The organism is Flavitalea sp. (assembly GCF_035489435.1).
In the GTDB taxonomy this organism is placed as follows: Bacteria; Bacteroidota; Bacteroidia; order Chitinophagales; family Chitinophagaceae; genus DATHKG01.
This window is the reverse complement of the sequence record NZ_DATHKG010000091.1, coordinates 18,092-36,509: the sequence shown is the minus strand read 5'-3', so window position 1 is coordinate 36,509 and position 18,418 is coordinate 18,092. Positions and strand designations below refer to the sequence as shown.

Genomic DNA, 18,418 nt, shown 5'->3' with positions numbered 1-18,418 from the left:
CTTCATGAATAAGACATGGCTAATTGTACAAAGAGAATATTTCTCCAGGGTACGTAAAAAATCATTTTTGCTGACCACTATCCTGGTGCCGCTTGTTATCATAGGCTTTTATGCAGCTATAATAGCGATATCGGTAAGCGACAACTCAGAAACCGTTAAAGTCGCGGTGCTGGATGAAGCCAACCTGTTTAATAAAAATGTTCTGAAAAGTAAAAACGATATCATTGCGTATGATCTTATAAAAAGCGAAAACGAACAGACTTATAAATCGAAATACAAATCATCGGGATATAATTTTTTTCTGTATGTCCCTAAAACTGACTTTAATAAACCTGCCGGGATCAGGCTGCACAGCGAATCCGCTGTAAGCCTGGGTACGAAGAATAAAATCGAAAGAACGGTTAACCAGGCAATTGAAGCAAAACGACTCGAAGCTGCTAACATTGATCCTGAAAAATACAAAGCAATTAATGCAGATATCAACCTTCAGAACATTATCGATTCTGGAAAGGGTGAAAAGAAAGGCGTAGCTGGCGTTGCTTATGCTATTTCTTTTGCCTGCGGTCTTCTTATATATATGATCCTGATGATCTACGGCACCATGGTAATGCGCGGTGTTATGGAAGAAAAAACAAACCGTATCGCTGAAGTCATCGTTAGTTCTGTAAAACCATTTCAACTGATGATGGGCAAGATTCTAGGTATTGGCGCTGTAGGCATCACACAATTTGTAATCTGGATCGTATTACTTGTCGGTCTGCAGTTTCTTATGCCCGTTTTTTTTCCGGAAATGGGCCAGGAACTCGCACAACAGGCAGCTGCAGGCGCTACACAACCTGAATCCTCAGGTATGTTACTGACAATTACAGAAGGACTCAGTTCAATAAATGTCCCGCTGAATATATTTTGCTTTTTGTTCTATTTCGTTGGTGGATACCTGTTATATGCTTCACTGTTTGCGGCAATAGGCAGCGTGGTAAGTGAAGACCAGTCTGAAGCGCAGCAATTGGTTTTCCCGGTTATGATGCCTATCATACTTGCTTTTGTAATTATGACAAAGGCTATTTCAGAACCTAATAGCAGCCTGGCGGTTTTTGGCAGTCTTTTTCCTTTGACTTCTCCTATCGTGATGATGGCCAGAATCAATTATGATGTTCCGGCCTGGGAATTGATTTTGTCAATGATTTTCCTGGTTATCGGCTTCCTGCTTTTCACCTGGCTAACAGCAAAAATCTATCGCACCGGTATCTTATTATATGGCAAACGGGTAACCTGGAAAGAGATGACGAAATGGGCGTTTAAAAAAAATTAATTATATAACCTCTTTAATGTTCTGCCGCGGGATTTTTTTTAATCCCGCGGCATTTTTTTTATAGATTATCGAAAGTTTTTAAAGCCGGAAACATTTTACGAAATCAATCGTACTTATATACGAAAACAATCGTAATTTGAAATTCTAAAGCTTCTTGTCATGATAATCAATCCTAAACAACATCCTCGTTCTATTGCCATTGCCACGGCCGGGCTGTTCTGTGTAACGCTCATTGCCTGGAATCATGAGCCGGTTTACCAGTCAGGGGATACAATATATTACCAGGACACCGTTCCTTCACAGCGTCCTAAAACTTCCGGACTACGTGATCTTGATGTTGAACTTGAAAAGCTTGACCGGGCAATCGAAAGACTGGAACATTTAAAGACCAGGGACTGGGACCACATATCAGAAAGAGTTCATGAGCAGTTAAACAAGATCAATATTGAGGAGATGTCAAAACAGGCAGAGCTGGCGATGAAAGCTGTTGACCTTAACAAAATCAACATAGAGGCGCAAAAAGCTCTGAAGACAATCGATGTAGAGTTAGTGCAAAAACAGGTTAATGAAGCGATAGCCACCGTAAAAATTGATACCGATGCGATTCAAAAAGCTATGAATGAAGTAAAAATCGATACTGATGTAATTCAAAAAGCAATGAATGAAGTAAAAGTAGAACTCGATAGGGAACTAGCTGAAATAAAGGATCTCAACACTGAAGAAATAAACGAAGCAATGGATGCAGTGAAGGTCGAACTGAAAAAAGCAAAGGAAGAATTAAAAGCTGAAAACAAAGATTTTAAAAAAGAACTGGATAATGCTAAAACTGATATCCAGGAGGCGAAAAAAGAGATCCGCGGATACCAGGATATGATCTATTCAATGGAAAAAGAAGGTTTAGTTGATACAAAGAATGATTATAAAATAGTTTACCGGGATGGTTCAATTTTTATCAATGATAAAAAACAAACAGATGCTGTGACGGCGAAATACAGAAAGTATCTGAAAAATAATATCACTATAAAAAAAGAGAATGGACGTTTCAACATCGATAGCAAGCAATCCAAAGTAGATTGATCGCATAACTATTCGATCGCTTAACTATTCAATCGCATAAATTCTTACAAAAATTTTTCTCTCATGTGACTGTTAGAAATCGGGGCTGTTCTCAGCCCTGTGTTTTTTAGTGGTGAGCTGTGAGTGGGGTAGAAAGTGGTGAGTGGTAAGTGGTGAGTGCAGTTATGAATGAATTGAGTTATGAATGTCAAATAGGTAATTTGTTAATTGGATATGATTATTATCAAATGCGGCCTGGATAGAAGTGTGGGAGTTCCATTCTGGATATGTTAGCTACAATAAAATTTGGAGAGCTAAATTGACTTTAGACTGCCAATGAAAACTATCAAAGTCGAGCAGAGTGAAGGCCCACTGGAGTGAATACAGAATCGTCGATACGATTAAGATTATACAGAAAAAAGCTTAAACTATTAATATATCCCGAAGCGTTGAGATTCGAATTTTAGCAAAGAAGCCTATAAAAAAATATAAAGGGGAATTTTAGAAACAAAATCAAATAACCGCACTCACTCAACAGACACATTCATCACTCTCTTTCATCACTCGTCTCATAACTCATAATTCATAATTCAGTTGAAGTCCATCATTCGCATCATTGGATGAAAATAATCACTGTCTTCTCCCCTGTCTTCTGATTTAAGGTCCATGTTTAACTTTAGGGTGAGACCTTCTTTGATGATAACACCTTCACGACGACAGCTTTTATAACCCTTCTTTTCAAGAACGATTGTTACTTCACCGGATGGCATTTGATTAACTTTAAAGTTGCCACTTGCGTCAGTTGTATATTCTCTCTTATCACTGTTACGTGATCCCATTACAACAACAAGTACACCTGCAACAGGCTTTTTTGTTGAAGCATCCGTAATGCTGCCATGCAAAACCGGCTCGGATTTCCCAAATCCGGCTATTGGCAACTCATTGGCCTTTACAAAAAGGCTCAGTGGCAGGAAAGAAAGGGAAAGAAGTATTTTTTTGACGCCTTTCATATAACAGGTTTTGAGGGCATTTGAATAAAGACAACAACTATTAGGGATATGTTGCACTTCCTCTCAGAAAGTTACTTCAATTATTTCACCACACAAAGCAGGTAAAAAAGATATTCTTACAACTTATCATGATTCACCAAGATCAATCTCAGTGTTGTCGCCGATATTCAGGCTTCTGGCCTCTCCTTTTACTTCGGTATCGCTCCCAATCAGGGAGTGGGTCAAAACTATATCGTAGAGGTCCGCGAAGGACCCGATAATGGAATTTTTTATGATGGAATAGCTGACTGTTGTTCTTTCACCGATTGTCACGTTTGGGCCGATAATGGAATTTTTGATATCGCATCCCGATGAAATGCTGACTGGTGGTACAATGATGGTATTCTCGAACTGATGATCGTCGGCGATAACTCCCCCGAATTTTTTCAGGAGGATGGCATTTGATTCAAGCAGGGTTTCTTTTTTACCACAGTCGAACCAGTTTTGAACCTTGAATGACTTGAATTTTGCGCCCTGGCTAATCATACATTCAATCGCGTCGGTGATGCTGAATTCGCCACGGCTACGAATACCGTTTCTTATATTGTTTTCAATACAGTCAAATAATATTGAAGTTTCTTTTATCCGGTAGATTCCAACAAGCGCCATGTTTGATTTTGGAATCTGTGGTTTTTCAACCACCCGGCTGATCAGGCCGTCCTCTCCAATTTCTGCCACACCGAAATCGCGGGGATCATCCACCCTTTTAACAGCCAACACAGAATATGGAACGTTCAAAAGTTCCTTTACATCATATTCGCAGATGGTATCGCCCAGCACCACGAATATTTCATCATCAGCTACCAGCTCCCTGGTAAGCTGTATTGCATGAGCAATACCATGCCTGTCTGCCTGGTGAACAAAATGACTTTGCAGATCAGGATATTTTTCTCTTATATAATCTTTGATTTTTTCCCCCAGGTAACCAACAATGAAAATGAATTCTGAGATCCCTGCCTCCTTCAGCTGGTCCACGATAATGCTGAGGATTGTTTTCCCGGCAAGTGGTATAAGTGCTTTGGGTTGTGTATATGTATGAGGACGTAGCTTCGTTCCTGCGCCAGCTACTGGGATTATTGCTTTCATTTGTTTAGTGTTTGACACCATGGCCGTCCGAACGCTACGATAGCCATACTACTAATCAGTAAAGGCCATTCCTGGTGTTTAAACTGGTAAGACCCTCCCTTAAGGCGTGTGAAAATAGTGAATTTTGATAAGAAATAATCTTGGGGGTTATTTCCTTAGGTTTATTTTTGCGGTGAATTTAAAAGACCTACTCTTAATATTTATAAATCATGCAAAAAGACACCCAGGTATTTGACCTCATTCGCAAGGAACTTGAACGCCAGCGCCGTGGTATAGAATTGATCGCTTCTGAAAACTTTACCTCGCTACAGGTTATGCAGGCGATGGGTGGCGTTATGACCAATAAGTATGCAGAAGGTTATCCTGGCAGAAGATATTATGGTGGATGTGAAATTGTGGATCAGACTGAGCAACTTGCTATTGATCGTGTCAAACAAGCTTTTAACTGCGATTATGCCAATGTTCAGCCCCATTCGGGTGCCCAGGCAAATGCAGCACTTTTACTCGCCATTATCCAGCCCGGTGATAAGATCCTGGGTCTCGATCTGAGCATGGGAGGCCATCTTACCCATGGATCGGCTGTGAATTTCTCAGGCAAATTATATCAACCCCATTTTTATGGTGTAAAAAGAGAAGATGGCCTGGTTGATTATGACATGATGGAGAAAGTAGCAAAAGCGGAAAAGCCAAAAGTTATTATTTGCGGCGCTTCCGCTTACAGCCGAGACTGGGATTATGCAAGGATACGTAACATCGCAGACAGTATAGGGGCTTTTGTTATGTGTGATATGGCGCATCCGGCCGGGCTGATCGCAAAAGATCTGCTCAGTTCACCGTTCGATCATTGTCATTTTGTTACTTCAACCACCCACAAAACCTTACGTGGGCCAAGAGGTGGTATCATCCTGATGAAAAAGGATTTTGAAAATCCGTTTGGTCAGAAAGACACCAAGGGTAATATCAAAATGATGAGCAACCTCCTGGATATGGCCGTGTTCCCGGGCACCCAGGGAGGACCGCTTGAGCATGTAATCGCTGCGAAAGCTATTGCATTCGGTGAATTGCTGAGCGACGAATTCACTTCCTATGCTAAACAGATTGTAGCCAACGCGCAGGCAATGTCTGGTTTATTTGTTTCGAAAGGATATAATATTGTTTCTGGTGGTACAGATAACCATCTGATGCTTATTGACCTCAGAAACAAAAATATCAGTGGTAAAAAAGCAGAACAGGTGCTTGGCAAAGCGGATATCACTTTAAATAAAAACATGGTACCCTACGATGATAAATCAGCATTCATCACATCCGGTATCCGTGTTGGAGTTCCGGCAATCACAACCCGTGGGATGACAGAGAAACACATGGCAACCGTGGTTGAATTTATTGACAAAGCACTGACCAATGCCGATAACGAGGCTTTACTGGAAAAACTTGCAAAAGATGTAAATGCCTTCATGGATCAGTTTTCCCTGTATCCCGAGTTGGGCTGATGATAGATTGAATGGTTATCTTCGGAATTAATCGACACCTATAATATTTATCCAAATGCTTCAACGTGTTCAATCAATATGGCTGCTGCTGGCTGCAGCAGCCTGTTTTCTTACACTCAAGTTATCATTTTACAGCGGTAATGTGGTCCAGGCAGATCAGACCCGTCTTTTTGAAAACCTCACTGCGATGAGCAATATCTGGCTGATGATCCTGACCTTTCTTCTCGGAACCGGGATCCTGGTGATCGTATTTCTTTACAAGGACCGAAAACTCCAGATGAAACTGACCATTTTCGCTATCCTGCTTTCGATAGTCAACATAGTATTGTTTTTCGGTGAACTAAAAAAGTTTGTGGAAGGTAGCTTCGTTCTTACATCACCGATGGTATTTATTGTGCCCGTTTTCCTGATTCTGGCTTCAAGAGGGATTTATAAAGATCAGAAACTGATAAAAAGTCTGGACAGACTCCGATAAGAAAGTTATGAGTTATGAATTATGAATTATGAAAGTAGTGGTGAGTTGTGAGTGGTGTGAGAACTAACATAACTCAAAAATTTATAACTAAACTCACCACTCACCACTCACCACTCACCACTTATTACCTACCGTCCCAGTTCAAATTCGTAAGATTTGATCCACCGCCCATTCTCCATCTTGTTATTGTTAACTTTTACACGCACGGGTTGTTTACCGTTGTCGAAAACGGTGTGTTTGGAATCCTTGAATTCAAATACATTTTTGGTTTTATAGCCTTTTCCAAGCAGCGCTGACATCATTTTCTGGTATTCGTCCCTGTTATAAGTGCGGTAAGTCAGCACCCGGCTTTTAATATCTTTCAGATTTACATCAACATAGGAAAGCGCCCGAACCCAGGTAGGTGACTGCTCGTTTCTTTCGAGATGGCTGTAATAATACTCTTCGCTTACTGAGTCAACATCTTTTTGCATCAGGCGATAACCCTTTTTCTTCATCAGGGTATCGATTCCAATATGGTCCATATTAACCATGGCAGCCAGCTCATTCACGTTTACTTCCTGGGCTATAACCCGTGCAGGTATTATTATAATAAGTATCAGAATTAACCTTCTCAACATCTCTGGTGTTTCTGCAAAGAAAACTGAATGTGTGCTGATATTATGTTAAAACAGGATAAAGTCAGTCACAAAGCATAATTACAGCTTGCTTTATGGTGCCTGTGAATCCTTTGAAACAAATTGCAACCCTGAAAAACATAGTCGGTTTTGGCTGTTTAAACTGCTATCAGTAAATTGATTACCACGAATTGAGCCTTAAAAAAAAAATTAATCCCCGGGACTTGCACATCATTTTTATTTGTTCTACTTTAGCCTTGTCTAATCCACTCCCTGGAAATCTCAAAGATCCACATCCCCTATTTAAACAGCTACTACCAATCTTCCTACATTAAAGGCCAACACCAATCCTCCTTGTGGTAAACTCACGACTTTACATTCATTTGTATTCGAAACCACTTATATAATATTTAACTTTAATGTACATGAAGAAATTTTACTCTATTCTCAGCCTTTCTATTTTATCACTTGCTTTTTCCGGCAGCGTTTCAGCGCAAGCCCAGAATTGTGCCGACGGTGCCATTCTTGCTTCGGTCGAAGGAAGTAACTGGCCCGGTTCTACTAATTGCCGTATCGTTGTACTCGCTCCAGCGGAGTGGTTTGGTGGCGCTATTGAAGCATACATAGGTGCTGGTTCAAATCTAACAATTGGTACTGCCACCTGGACACTGTCCGGAACCGGCACCCGCCCTGCACGTGGTGTGATTTCTTTCCCTTGTGACCAGGTCGGTGAACCTTTTATCAGCGTTGAAGTGAAATTGAATGGCAATGTTTGTATTAATCAAATTGCATTCAATGCTCCGCTTCCAATCAAATTATCAGCTTTTAACGCAAATCTTCAGGGATCAGGTGTAGTTTTGAACTGGACTTCAGAGCTTGAATCAATGGCTTCACATTATGGCGTTGAAAAAAGCGGCGATGGTAAAAACTTCAATACCATCGGAACAGTTAAGGCTGCAGGTAATTCAGCTAATCCACTGAAATATTCTTTTGACGACAAAAATTTTGCCGGAACAGGATATTACAGATTGAAACTTGTTGATCTCGATGGTAAAAATTCATACTCTAAAGTTGTGTATGTAAATGGTGGATCCGGCGCTTCAACTACACTTTCTGTTTTCCCTAATCCATTCCGTTCTGACGTACAGTTAAAAGGAATCAACGCTTCTGATGTTAACAAAAACAACATCCGCGTGTTCAACGTAGCAGGTAAAGAAGTTAGCTACAGCGTAACAGGAGCCAACTCGATTGCAATAGATGCGAACTTACCAAAGGGTGTATATATCCTGCAGGTTAAAGATCTTCGCTACAAACTTGTTAAAGAATAATTACTTTAAGCTACATATTCAAAAGGCCGGAGTTCTTCGAAACTCCGGCCTTTTGTTTTTAGCGCGTACTATAAATACTTAGCCGTATAACTGCCTTTTACTTTCTTCAAACCTTCGGGCACACCCGCGTAAATTATACTTCCTCCACCATCGCCCGCTTCAGGCCCCAGGTCAATCACCCAATCGGCAGACTTAATAACATCAGTATTGTGTTCAATCACGAGTATAGAATGCCCCTGTCCAATCAGAGCCTGGAAAGAACCGAGTAATTTTTTGATATCGTGAAAATGCAAACCAGTTGTTGGTTCATCAAAAATGAATAAAATATGGCCCTGTGATTTACCCTTAACCAGGAAAGAAGCCAGTTTTACCCTTTGTGCCTCTCCACCTGATAGCGTATCCGAAGACTGGCCAAGTTTCACATAGCCAAGCCCCACATCACTCAAAGGTTTTATTTTTGGGAAGATATCTTTCTCATCTTTGAAAAACTCAAGGGATTCATCGACACTCAGTTCCAGCAATTCATAAATGTTTTTGCCTTTGTAAGTCACTTCCAGCACTTCTTCTTTAAAACGTTTGCCGCCGCAAGACTCGCAGGTAAGATGAACATCAGCCAGGAACTGCATTTCAACAACCTGTTCGCCTTCACCCTTACAGGTGTCACAACGTCCACCATCAACATTGAAAGAAAAATGCTTTGGTTGAAATCCACGCATTTTACTTAATGGCTGCTTCGCATAAAGATCACGTATCTCATCATATGCTTTTATATAAGTCACCGGGTTACTCCTTGAAGACTTTCCAATAGGATTCTGATCAACCATTTCGATCTGCGAGATATAATCCACATCACCGCTGATCAATTTATGAATACCGACCTTATCGCTAAATTCGCCTTTCATCTTGCGTAAGGCGGGATAAAGCACCTGTTTAACCAAGGTGGTTTTTCCACTACCGCTTACACCGCTTACCACGCATAACAAATCAAGTGGAAATACTGCGGTCACATCCTGTAAATTATTTTGTCTTCCGCCTTCAACAACGATTGATCTTTTCCATTTACGTACCTGTGCCGGCGGCTCAATTTTGAGTTTGCCTGTCAGGTATTTACCAGTAAGACTATCAGGATGCGCAGTTATCTCGTCATAATTGCCGCTGGCTACCACTTCACCACCGAGGTGAGAAGCGAGTGGTCCCATATCAATGATATGATCGGCCTCCCGCATCATCATCTCATCATGTTCAACAACAACAACCGTATTTCCAAGATCCCTGAGTTCTTTCAAAACCCGGATCAATCTTTCTGTATCGCGGGAATGAAGGCCGATCGATGGTTCATCCAGTATGTATAAAGAATTGGTCAGATTAGATCCAAGCGAACGCGTTAGCTGTATCCTTTGACTTTCGCCTCCACTCAGGGAATTTGCAAGCCGGTTTAGCGTGAGATAACCCAATCCAACATCCAGTAACGTTTTTAAACGATGATTGATTTCAATAAGAATTCTTTTTGAAACCTGTGCCTGGTATTCGGTCAGCGTTAGTGTCTCAAACCATTTGGATAAATCTTTTACCTGCATCTCACATAACTCACCTATATGCTTACCCGAAATCTGGATATACAAAGCTTCCTTGCGCAGCCGGTATCCATTGCATTCGGGGCAACTTGTCCGCCCACGATATCTGGAAAGCAATACCCGGTATTGCACCTTATAAAGGTTTTGCTCAACTTCTTTAAAAAATGCATTGATCCCTTCCACAAATTCATTCCCTTCCCAAAGTACCCTGTATTGTTCTTTGTTAAGGTCCATGATCGGTTTATGAACCGGGAAGTCGAATTTTTTCGCAGCTTTTATAAACTGGTCTTTCCACAAACTGAGTTTTTCTCCTCTCCAGGGCGCTACAGCGCTTTCGTATACGCTTAGCCGTTTGTCTGGTATTACCAGGTCAGCATCTATACCCAAAACCATGCTGAATCCTTCGCAGACCGGGCAGGCGCCAAACGGGTTATTAAATGAAAACAGGTTTGGAACCGGTTCTTCGAACACAATTCCGTCCAGTTCAAATTTATTTGAGAATGGAAGTTTTGTTGTACTGTTTATTTCAAGTGTCAGCTCGCCTTCGCCTTCATAAAACGCCGTACCGGCAGAATCGGCGATCCGGTGCAGATCATCTTCGTCAAATTCTTTTACAACAAGGCGGTCAATTAACAGGTAAGTATAAATATCAGGCTTCCAGGATGGTGTTTCCAGCAGTTCTTCGAGCCTCATGACTTCACCGGTGCCCTTTGATTTAGGCTTTGGTGCCTGGTATAACCTTGAAAACCCTTTTTGTAAGAGTATATTTAATTCTTCGGTCGTTTGCCGGTTCGCATGTTGCCTGAAAGGAACAAGGATAAGTACCTTGTCGTCGGTTTTCAGCGCACTAATGGTTTTTACAACGTCTGCTACATCGTCTTTTTTTACTTCCCGGCCCGAAACGGGGGAAATGGTTTTCCCTGCCCGTGCGAACAAAAGTCGCAGGTAATCATAAATTTCGGTCATACTTCCGACCGTAGATCGAGGGGTTCTCGTCACTACCTTTTGTTCAATGGCGATAGCAGGACAGAGCCCTTTGATAAAATCTACGTCCGGTTTGCTCATCCGAGCCATGAACTGGCGGGCATAAGCGCTTAAACTTTCGGCATATCTCCGCTGACCTTCAGCAAATAATGTATCAATGGTGAGTGAGGATTTCCCGGAACCGGAAACTCCCGTGACTACAATCAACTTATTCCGGGGAATTTCAACTGAAATATTCTTTAGATTATGAACCCTTGCACCTTTTATATATATGTTATCGGAAGATCTTAGTACTGATTCGCTGGCCGCTTTTGGCTTTTTTGTCTTTACTGGCATATCTGGACTGCAAATTTATTCGATCGAAGCTGGTTTTTAAGTAGAAATATTCATGGAGATTGGGTATAATCTCTAAAAAGATTGCTAAAGTTTTGTTTTCTGCAAAAAGTTAATATCTTTAAACGGTAATTTGTACAATAAATACGAAAACTAAATACATCGCCTATCGAGATCCCCACTTCTACTTATTAAGAAAAGCCGTTTCACACAAAATCCATTTTCACAATTTTTAATATCCTATCACCTTCAAAAACCCGTAGAAGTTATGAATTCTTTACGTACTAAGACCGATCACGAACTCATCCATGATTTCAAGGATGGTAATTTGTATGCGCTGGAAACATTAGTTATCCGCCACAAAGACAAGATGTACACTTCCATTCTGTTCCTCGTTAAGGACAAGTATCTCGCGGAAGACATCTTCCAGGACGTTTTAATTAAAATTATCGACACAATCCGCGGTGGCCGTTACACTGAAGAAGGAAAATTCCTTCCGTGGGCAATGCGTATCGCGCACAATCTTTGTGTAGATCATTTCAGGAAAGTAAAACGTACCCCTGCTATTAAAACCAGCGATGATCGGGACATTTTTGAAGTAATCAACTTTACCGAAGATGGTGCAGACGTTAAAATGATGAAACGTCAGAGCCACGACCGCGTAAGACAGATGCTTGATTTGTTACCAGAAGATCAACGTGAAGTAATCATTCTACGTCATTATGCTGATCTAAGTTTCAAGGAAATCGCTTCTCTTACTAACTGCAGCATCAATACTGCTCTTGGAAGGATGCGCTATGGACTTATCAATCTGCGTAAGATGATGACCCAGAAAAAAATTGCATTATAATCAGTACGAAAGATTATAATAAAGATTATAATTAGATTAAAGTAAAAGTTTTCTATAAAATTTTAACAGCGGCCGTAAAAAGGGAACGGATCGAATGCTTAAATTTGAAGAAAATTATACGCCACGATATTGTCATTCTGTGGCTCCCTCTAAACTCTTTTATTAAATTTGCTTGCTGTTTGGAAGGTTGTTGCAGAATGACGCCTAATTAAAAAGACCTCTGTCGAAAGAAGAGGTCTTTTTTTATTTATACCCGATATTCAGTGATGAGTGATGAGTGAGTTTTGAATGATAAAGTGATGAGTTATCGAGGATGCACTCATAAAGCGAATCCAAAACTCTCTTAACTCATAACTCACTCATAACTCACTCATAACTCACTCATAACTCACTCATAACTCACTCATAACTCATAACTCATCACTTCTTTTTAAAGGCGTTTACCCCACAACTGAGCCATTCCGCAAACTCAGAGGAGTTAGGAGTGTATCCTTTTGTTTTGGTGAGGATTTTTTCGTCCGGGCTGATTATCGCATACTGCGGTTGAGCAACTGCGTTAAAATTTTCCGATTGGAAGGTCGCCCATTTATCACCCACAGTCAGGATCTGTTTAAGCGTTTCGTTTTTCGTCCTATAATTTATCTGGTCAGCAGCGGGAAGTGTTTTGCGTTCGTCAACGTATAGCGACACAACCACAAATTCGTTTTTCATCAACGATCCCACTTTTTCATCCGTCCAAACATTCTCTTCCATTCGCCGGCAGTTCACACAGGCCCATCCTGTAAAATCTATCAATACCGGCTTGTTTTGCTGTTTCGCTAACCTTACTGCTTCTTCATAATCCCTCAGTGGTTCAATGCCCGTTTCACAGTTCACCGGCTTGCCATAAACGCTGTAACAAAGTGGTGGGGGAAAACCACTGATCAATGAAAGATTAGCAGCTTTTGAGTTCGTAACACCCGGGATAAGATAGAGGGTAAACCCTGCAAACATGGCTATAAATACCCACCTGGTTGCACTAAACTTTCCGATCGGGCTATCATGCGGGAACTTGATTTTTCCAAAAAGATAGAGAACCAGCAAAATTCCGATAATGATCCAGGCGCCTATAAAAATTTCTCTTTTTACAAGGCCCCATTGTTCAACCAGGTCGGCGTTTGATAAAAATTTTATTGCCATTGCAAGTTCCAGGAATCCCAATACGACTTTAACGGTGTTGAGCCATCCGCCCGATTTTGGTAGCGATTGCAACCAACCGGGAAACATCGCGAAGATTGCAAACGGTAAAGCCAGGCCGAATCCAAATCCACCCATACCAAAAGTCAGTTGCATTGGACCGCCATTACTTGACAAAGCTCCTACTAACAGGGAGCCCAGGATAGGCCCTGTACAGGAAAATGAAACGATGGCAAGGGTAAGCGCCATAAAAAAGATCCCTGCGAAGTTGGAACCACTCGATTTAGAACCAGCTGTATTCGATACGCTTCCGGGCAGCGTAATTTCAAAGTATCCAAAAAATGAAATCGCGAATACAACGAATACAACAAAAAACAGGAGGTTTAGCCAAACATTCGTGGAAATATTATTCAATATTTCGGGGTTGCCTTCACCTATAAGGTGAAAAGGAAGACTAAGTAATATATAGATCAGGAAGATGAAACCACCATAAACAAGCGCATTCCTTATACCTTTTGAGCGGCTTTGAGACTGCTTTGTAAAAAATGAAACGGTAAGTGGAATTAACGGGAACACACATGGGGTTAATAAAGCAATAAACCCTCCCAATAAACCGAGCATAAAGATCCCAAACAAGCCCTTGCCCTCGGTGCCTTCATCCCCACAATCACTAACCGGGTTATTTAAATCGAAACTATTAATTAAAATTCGCGTTTCCGATTTTGTTCCGCCTTCAAGTGCAACCGAAAAGGGCATTGGGGTCAACGGGTAAAAAGCTTCTCCCCTGCCATAAGTATAGCTCATGGTTCCAATCAGGGTTTCAGGAACTTTGCCAGCAAACTTCAAGGTGACCGCAAAATTGGCTTCTCCATTATAGACCTTAAAAGTCGCGTTATCAAAAAGCGCAGATTTAATACTTTGTGGGCTGCCTTTTTCCTCGAAGGGCTTTAGCGCCTGTATAGAAGAGTCTGAGAACGCGATTTCCACAGCGGGAACTTCAGAGATAATTTCGTTCGGACCATAAAGATCCCAGGCCGCTAAGCCCGGGGTAGTAAAATTCAGCTTATATGTTTTGTCTGCAATCTTCTGACTGCTGACCTCCCATTTAAAAACGGCAGAATCCTGTGCCGCAACTATTGCATAAGTAAATAATAAACAAATTGTAAATAGAAAAACGCGTGTCATCATCCGCCTATGTTTACAGCGAATGGAATTTCGGTGGGCGGTAAACACTGCTTATCATCACAAACCATAAACTCTACTTTCCCTGCAAGATTGGTTTTTGCAGTTCCACGAACCTTGACTACCTGAATAAAATTTACAGACTTTTCGTAGAACCTTACTTCTGACTTGAACGCGTCTTCATAGACCTTTTTCATCTTACCAACTTCCTTAACGTTCCCGTCAAAGCTGAGCAGTGGATTTTTTGTGAAATTAAAAGCTGTTGACAGAGGGCCTTCGCCGGCGTTCTGCGCATACATATGCCAGTTGGAATTGATGTCGGCAGTCATATGGACCTCATAAGTTTTATCTGCAATTTTTTTCGCAGCAAAAGACCACTTAACCTGCTTCCCGGACTGGGCTATCGACAAAAAACATGAGAAAAGAAGAAAACCAATAAGTAAAAACTGCTTCATAAACTATGTTTAGCTATATAACTCAAATCTGTGCTCAAAATTCTATCTTATTATGCTAATAAAAGACTAAAAATTGACCAGATCTGTTACAGGTTTTACAATTTCAGATGGTCTTACAGCGAAAAGCGACTCCAGGATCAAACGACCGTCCGTATTCCCAAGACTGGAAGAACAGGCACGTTCAGGATGGGGCATCATACCAAAGACATTTCTTTCTTTATTACAGATTCCGGCGATGTTACGGGTTGCACCGTTGGGATTTACGATTCCATTAGGATTCACTTCATTGGTGATATTTCCTTGTTCATCGCAATAACGGTAAAGCACCTGGCCATTTTCTTCCAGTTCGTCAATGACGTTTTCAGTTGCATAATAGCGACCTTCGCCATGTGCAACCGGCAGTTTGTAAACCTGCTCAGATTCCGGGCTACGGAGATAAATGTTTTTGCATACGAACTGCTGATTTGCATTTCGCAGCAGCACCCCTGGAAGCAGGTGCGATTCGCATAAAATCTGGAAGCCGTTACAAACACCCAACACTTTTCCACCGGCTTTTGCAAATTCAATTACACTTTGCATCATCGGGCTGAACCTTGCAATAGCTCCGCAGCGGAGATAATCACCATACGAAAACCCACCTGGCAAAACAATACAATCATCCTGTGCAAAAGCGGCCAGGGACTTGTCTTTGTGCCAAAGCATCAAAACTTCCTGGTTTAGATCATTTTGCAGCGCTTCCTGCATATCTCTGTCACAATTGGACCCCGGAAAAACTACAACTCCGAATTTCATTTTAAGCATTTGGTTGAAGAGGTCAAAGATAAGAAAATCAGGGAAGGAAATAATTGACGTAAATGGCAAAAGCGAAAATCATCCAGTGCATCACCACGGGGAACCATTTATTTATTGGGTAATAATAAGCAGCAGCGTGGAAAGCAGCCAAAGGCATCACGGAAAGAGCCCAGTTTACATAATTATTCTCACCGCCGTTTACAACGATTATAAGCAAAGACATAATGAGGAATAACAAAAGCAAACTCCAGTTTTTCCTGCCCTGGATCAGCATTTTATTCAGATTATTCTGAACGAATATTCCCCCTATTATAAACGGAATTACAAGCAGAACAATACTGAAAGTGACTGCCAGGGATGAAGGCATGGTCGGCAACCTGAAAGAGATCGTAGGGAGCATCTGACGCCAATGCCATTCGTTTTGAAAATATAGTATTAAAAGAAGGAAATAATATGGCGCACTGATTCCCAGTAAACCTATCAGCCATTCCTGGATGCGGAACGGACGCATAATATACAGCGCCAGCAGTAAAAGCAACACAAACACTATTGCCGGTTGATATAATAAGGTCACCACACCGAGTATCATCCCTATATTAAAAATGGACGCAACCGGTTTTGGTGTATTATAAAGGTTCGTCATCCTGTAAAAGATCCAGATCAGGAACAGGTTGATGATAAGCGGGGCCGAGAAATAGTTCCATTCGGGAAACAGGGAGGTTAACAACAAATAGGACATAGCCGGCAGAAAATTCGGCTTCGGCAACATTTTCAGCTCATTACAGATCCTGTTGAAAAGTGTTGCCTGCAAATACAACAAAATGAAACTGACGATGGTATAGATGATTGCGGGTAGCCTCAACGGCTCAAGATAGTCGAGCAACCAGGTGTAAAGATAGTGGTCATCCCCGGGGTGACGTACGGGTCCTGACGGATGCAGGAACATGCCGAATTTAAGCAGCATCCCATAAATGATAAGTATTACCGCATTGCCCTGGTTTTTTTGCCTGAAAATGCCAATCACAGAGGATATTTAACTCAATATTACAATTAACTCCATCAAATTCAATCATTCGCGTGAAAAATCGACTGAATTTTTCGGTTTACTAATTGGAAGTATCTACCGGGTGAAAAGTTAGAATTCTATTTTGGCAAACGTCAGGTAATTGCGGTACTGGCAGGGGACAACCATTGCCCTTGCACTGATCTGTTTTCCATATCGTGGCATAAATTCCACTCCCCGTTCCAGGTTCTTAAGTGTAGGGCGCCGGGTAATCTTGCCATCCGGGCTAATGCTCTGATCATTCAGCAACAGGGTCCTTTTTTCGTATTGATTAAACAGGAAATGAAGTTCGCCGCCGGTGTTCATAATCTGGTTGGAAATAAGTGCGTCGCTTTCATCATCATATTGGGTTTTGGGGATGATATTTGTCCATTCTACCCCTCCATCCATATCAAAAGAGATGATCATAATATTTTCAGCATGATAACGGGTCGACTGGCTGCCGCCAAACCTGTTCCATGGCGAACCATAACCATAAGGGCTGTAAAAAGGCGAGTAATAATAGTTTGGTGAACTGAATCCTCCACCCCAGGGATTGTTCCAACCCATATAATCCCATCTGTTAAAAGAGTTGCCTCTTGAACTGGTATACATCGATTCGCTAATAAGCAGGTAGCCGCCATCTTTGCGGGTGATGATATTTTTGATAAAATAATCATTGAAAGCAAGCCTGATATTGGCGTCGGGACCTTTGGCTGTCCGACGCAGATCATCCGAAAAGCCTATAGTGGTTTCTTTGCGGATGCCGTTAATAGCTTTGTCCCAGACAACAGTATAGAGACCTTCAATATTTCCCCTTTTCTGTTTATAGAAGAACCCGCTGAATAAAAAACGCTTATTGGTATTATCCACCTTGATCTTGATCTCGTCGAGTATCCGGTCACCGGTTTTCAGATCAAGCATGATAAACTCTTCCTTATCATGCGGTTTCACACCAAGTTTAAGGTCCGAAATAAAATCATTGTTTCCCTTACGGATGAATTTCCCGAACACCATCTCACCTTCATTATCAAGGAGGAAATCGGTGAAGTAATCATTCTTCTCCTCCATGGGCATGCTGATACGGTGCTTGGTCTGAAGCTTTAGCTCTTCATCAAATAACAGTGTGGTGAAAACAAAATTCTTTTGATTTTTGCTGTTGATCTTAAAGATCATTATTTTCTTTTTGTCGTCGCTGAAGATGGTCGAATAGATCTTGTTATTAGCCGACCAGCCTATCTTGGTAGTATCAAGTTCAATGGGATCCTCCATCATTTTTCCCTGGCTGTTCAGCTTCACACCCATACAATAAAGGATATTTTTATCCTGGTATTGATAGATCATCCAGGCATGGTCTGGATAAGGGATAAAGTCAACATTCACCCAGCGATTACTTTTGTTGAGGTCTATCCTGTCCACCAGTTTCATTTCCCCATCATAAACACAGATGTCGTTCTCTGTGCGGTTATTTTTGAAGACAAGTATATTGTTGCCAACCTTACCGATGATATCAAAATTTGTTCTGCGGCTGTCTTCACGCTCGGGCTCTGAATAATATATTCTTTGTGACATCCCCGCAAATGAAAAACAGGCTAAGAGGAAAAATGAAAGAAGGAA

Annotated in this window: 15 protein-coding genes; 6 read left to right on the top strand and 9 right to left on the bottom strand. The window is 41.3% G+C overall.

The genetic code is table 11. The features are described 5' to 3' along the window. The first annotated feature begins 4 nt into the window (after positions 1–4). Both VK664_RS14150 and VK664_RS14145 read left to right on the top strand, forming a co-directional pair. A complete protein-coding gene (locus tag VK664_RS14150; protein ID WP_461399329.1) occupies positions 5–1,312 on the top strand; it encodes an ABC transporter permease in 1,308 nt (435 codons plus the stop codon). Positions 1,313–1,471: 159 nt separating this feature from the next. Further along, positions 1,472–2,389: a hypothetical protein gene (locus VK664_RS14145; RefSeq protein ID WP_461399328.1), complete on the top strand. Its 918-nt coding sequence runs from the start codon at positions 1,472–1,474 to the stop codon at positions 2,387–2,389. 569 nt (positions 2,390–2,958) lie between these two features. On the opposite strand, the gene VK664_RS14140 is transcribed toward VK664_RS14145, so the two are convergent. Both VK664_RS14140 and VK664_RS14135 read right to left on the bottom strand, forming a co-directional pair. Continuing rightward, a complete protein-coding gene (locus VK664_RS14140; protein WP_461399327.1) occupies positions 2,959–3,378 on the bottom strand; it encodes a carboxypeptidase-like regulatory domain-containing protein in 420 nt (139 codons plus the stop codon). 126 nt (positions 3,379–3,504) lie between these two features. Then, positions 3,505–4,503 (bottom strand): sugar phosphate nucleotidyltransferase, encoded by a 999-nt coding sequence (locus tag VK664_RS14135; protein WP_461399326.1) that lies wholly within the window; start codon positions 4,501–4,503, stop codon positions 3,505–3,507. Between the two features lie 209 nt (positions 4,504–4,712). Here VK664_RS14135 and VK664_RS14130 point away from each other — a divergent pair, with 209 nt between their 5' ends. Together VK664_RS14130 and VK664_RS14125 are read left to right on the top strand one after the other, a co-directional pair. Next, positions 4,713–5,993: a serine hydroxymethyltransferase gene (locus VK664_RS14130; RefSeq protein WP_461399325.1), complete on the top strand. Its 1,281-nt coding sequence runs from the start codon at positions 4,713–4,715 to the stop codon at positions 5,991–5,993. A gap of 55 nt (positions 5,994–6,048) precedes the next feature. Next, positions 6,049–6,468, top strand: coding sequence for a DUF4293 family protein (locus VK664_RS14125; protein ID WP_461399324.1), 420 nt, complete (start codon positions 6,049–6,051; stop codon positions 6,466–6,468). Positions 6,469–6,596: 128 nt separating this feature from the next. Here VK664_RS14125 and VK664_RS14120 read toward each other — a convergent pair whose 3' ends face one another. Continuing rightward, entirely contained in the window at positions 6,597–7,088 is a 492-nt protein-coding gene (locus tag VK664_RS14120) for a hypothetical protein (RefSeq protein ID WP_461399323.1), read from the bottom strand. A 422-nt stretch (positions 7,089–7,510) separates the two neighbouring features. On the opposite strand from VK664_RS14120, the gene VK664_RS14115 reads away from it, so the two are divergent. After that, positions 7,511–8,413: a T9SS type A sorting domain-containing protein gene (locus VK664_RS14115; RefSeq protein ID WP_461399322.1), complete on the top strand. Its 903-nt coding sequence runs from the start codon at positions 7,511–7,513 to the stop codon at positions 8,411–8,413. Between the two features lie 68 nt (positions 8,414–8,481). Here the strand turns inward: VK664_RS14115 and uvrA are convergent, their stop codons facing one another. Next, a complete protein-coding gene (uvrA, locus tag VK664_RS14110) occupies positions 8,482–11,307 on the bottom strand; it encodes an excinuclease ABC subunit UvrA (protein WP_461399321.1) in 2,826 nt (941 codons plus the stop codon). Between the two features lie 265 nt (positions 11,308–11,572). On the opposite strand from uvrA, the gene VK664_RS14105 reads away from it, so the two are divergent. After that, on the top strand, positions 11,573–12,154 hold the full coding sequence (locus VK664_RS14105; RefSeq protein WP_458925463.1) for an RNA polymerase sigma factor: 582 nt from the start codon (positions 11,573–11,575) through the stop codon (positions 12,152–12,154). Positions 12,155–12,574: 420 nt separating this feature from the next. Here the strand turns inward: VK664_RS14105 and VK664_RS14100 are convergent, their stop codons facing one another. From VK664_RS14100 to VK664_RS14080, 5 genes are all read right to left on the bottom strand, one after another. After that, positions 12,575–14,518 (bottom strand): protein-disulfide reductase DsbD family protein, encoded by a 1,944-nt coding sequence (locus VK664_RS14100; RefSeq protein WP_461399320.1) that lies wholly within the window; start codon positions 14,516–14,518, stop codon positions 12,575–12,577. Continuing rightward, positions 14,515–14,967, bottom strand: coding sequence for a protein-disulfide reductase DsbD domain-containing protein (locus VK664_RS14095; RefSeq protein ID WP_461399319.1), 453 nt, complete (start codon positions 14,965–14,967; stop codon positions 14,515–14,517). The genes VK664_RS14100 and VK664_RS14095 overlap by 4 nt, the downstream gene beginning before the upstream one ends. A gap of 66 nt (positions 14,968–15,033) precedes the next feature. Beyond that, positions 15,034–15,759, bottom strand: coding sequence for a phosphoribosylformylglycinamidine synthase subunit PurQ (gene purQ, locus VK664_RS14090; RefSeq protein WP_461399318.1), 726 nt, complete (start codon positions 15,757–15,759; stop codon positions 15,034–15,036). Positions 15,760–15,796: 37 nt separating this feature from the next. Then, positions 15,797–16,783, bottom strand: coding sequence for a DUF6427 family protein (locus tag VK664_RS14085; RefSeq protein ID WP_461399317.1), 987 nt, complete (start codon positions 16,781–16,783; stop codon positions 15,797–15,799). A 111-nt stretch (positions 16,784–16,894) separates the two neighbouring features. After that, entirely contained in the window at positions 16,895–18,373 is a 1,479-nt protein-coding gene (locus tag VK664_RS14080; protein WP_461399316.1) for a hypothetical protein, read from the bottom strand. Positions 18,374–18,418: the final 45 nt, after the last annotated feature.

What these genes read in the sequence shown, in the direction of transcription:
- VK664_RS14150 (WP_461399329.1), top strand. Translation starts at nt 5, where the DNA reads ATGAATAAGACATGGCTAATTGTACAAAGAGAATATTTCTCCAGGGTA.
- VK664_RS14140 (WP_461399327.1), bottom strand. Translation starts at nt 3,378, where the DNA reads ATGAAAGGCGTCAAAAAAATACTTCTTTCCCTTTCTTTCCTGCCACTG.
- VK664_RS14080 (WP_461399316.1), bottom strand. Translation starts at nt 18,373, where the DNA reads ATGTCACAAAGAATATATTATTCAGAGCCCGAGCGTGAAGACAGCCGC.
- VK664_RS14115 (WP_461399322.1), top strand. Translation starts at nt 7,511, where the DNA reads ATGAAGAAATTTTACTCTATTCTCAGCCTTTCTATTTTATCACTTGCT.
- VK664_RS14100 (WP_461399320.1), bottom strand. Translation starts at nt 14,518, where the DNA reads ATGATGACACGCGTTTTTCTATTTACAATTTGTTTATTATTTACTTAT.
- VK664_RS14135 (WP_461399326.1), bottom strand. Translation starts at nt 4,503, where the DNA reads ATGAAAGCAATAATCCCAGTAGCTGGCGCAGGAACGAAGCTACGTCCT.
- VK664_RS14105 (WP_458925463.1), top strand. Translation starts at nt 11,573, where the DNA reads ATGAATTCTTTACGTACTAAGACCGATCACGAACTCATCCATGATTTC.
- purQ (WP_461399318.1), bottom strand. Translation starts at nt 15,759, where the DNA reads ATGAAATTCGGAGTTGTAGTTTTTCCGGGGTCCAATTGTGACAGAGAT.
- VK664_RS14145 (WP_461399328.1), top strand. Translation starts at nt 1,472, where the DNA reads ATGATAATCAATCCTAAACAACATCCTCGTTCTATTGCCATTGCCACG.
- VK664_RS14095 (WP_461399319.1), bottom strand. Translation starts at nt 14,967, where the DNA reads ATGAAGCAGTTTTTACTTATTGGTTTTCTTCTTTTCTCATGTTTTTTG.
- VK664_RS14130 (WP_461399325.1), top strand. Translation starts at nt 4,713, where the DNA reads ATGCAAAAAGACACCCAGGTATTTGACCTCATTCGCAAGGAACTTGAA.
- VK664_RS14120 (WP_461399323.1), bottom strand. Translation starts at nt 7,088, where the DNA reads ATGTTGAGAAGGTTAATTCTGATACTTATTATAATAATACCTGCACGG.
- VK664_RS14125 (WP_461399324.1), top strand. Translation starts at nt 6,049, where the DNA reads ATGCTTCAACGTGTTCAATCAATATGGCTGCTGCTGGCTGCAGCAGCC.
- uvrA (WP_461399321.1), bottom strand. Translation starts at nt 11,307, where the DNA reads ATGCCAGTAAAGACAAAAAAGCCAAAAGCGGCCAGCGAATCAGTACTA.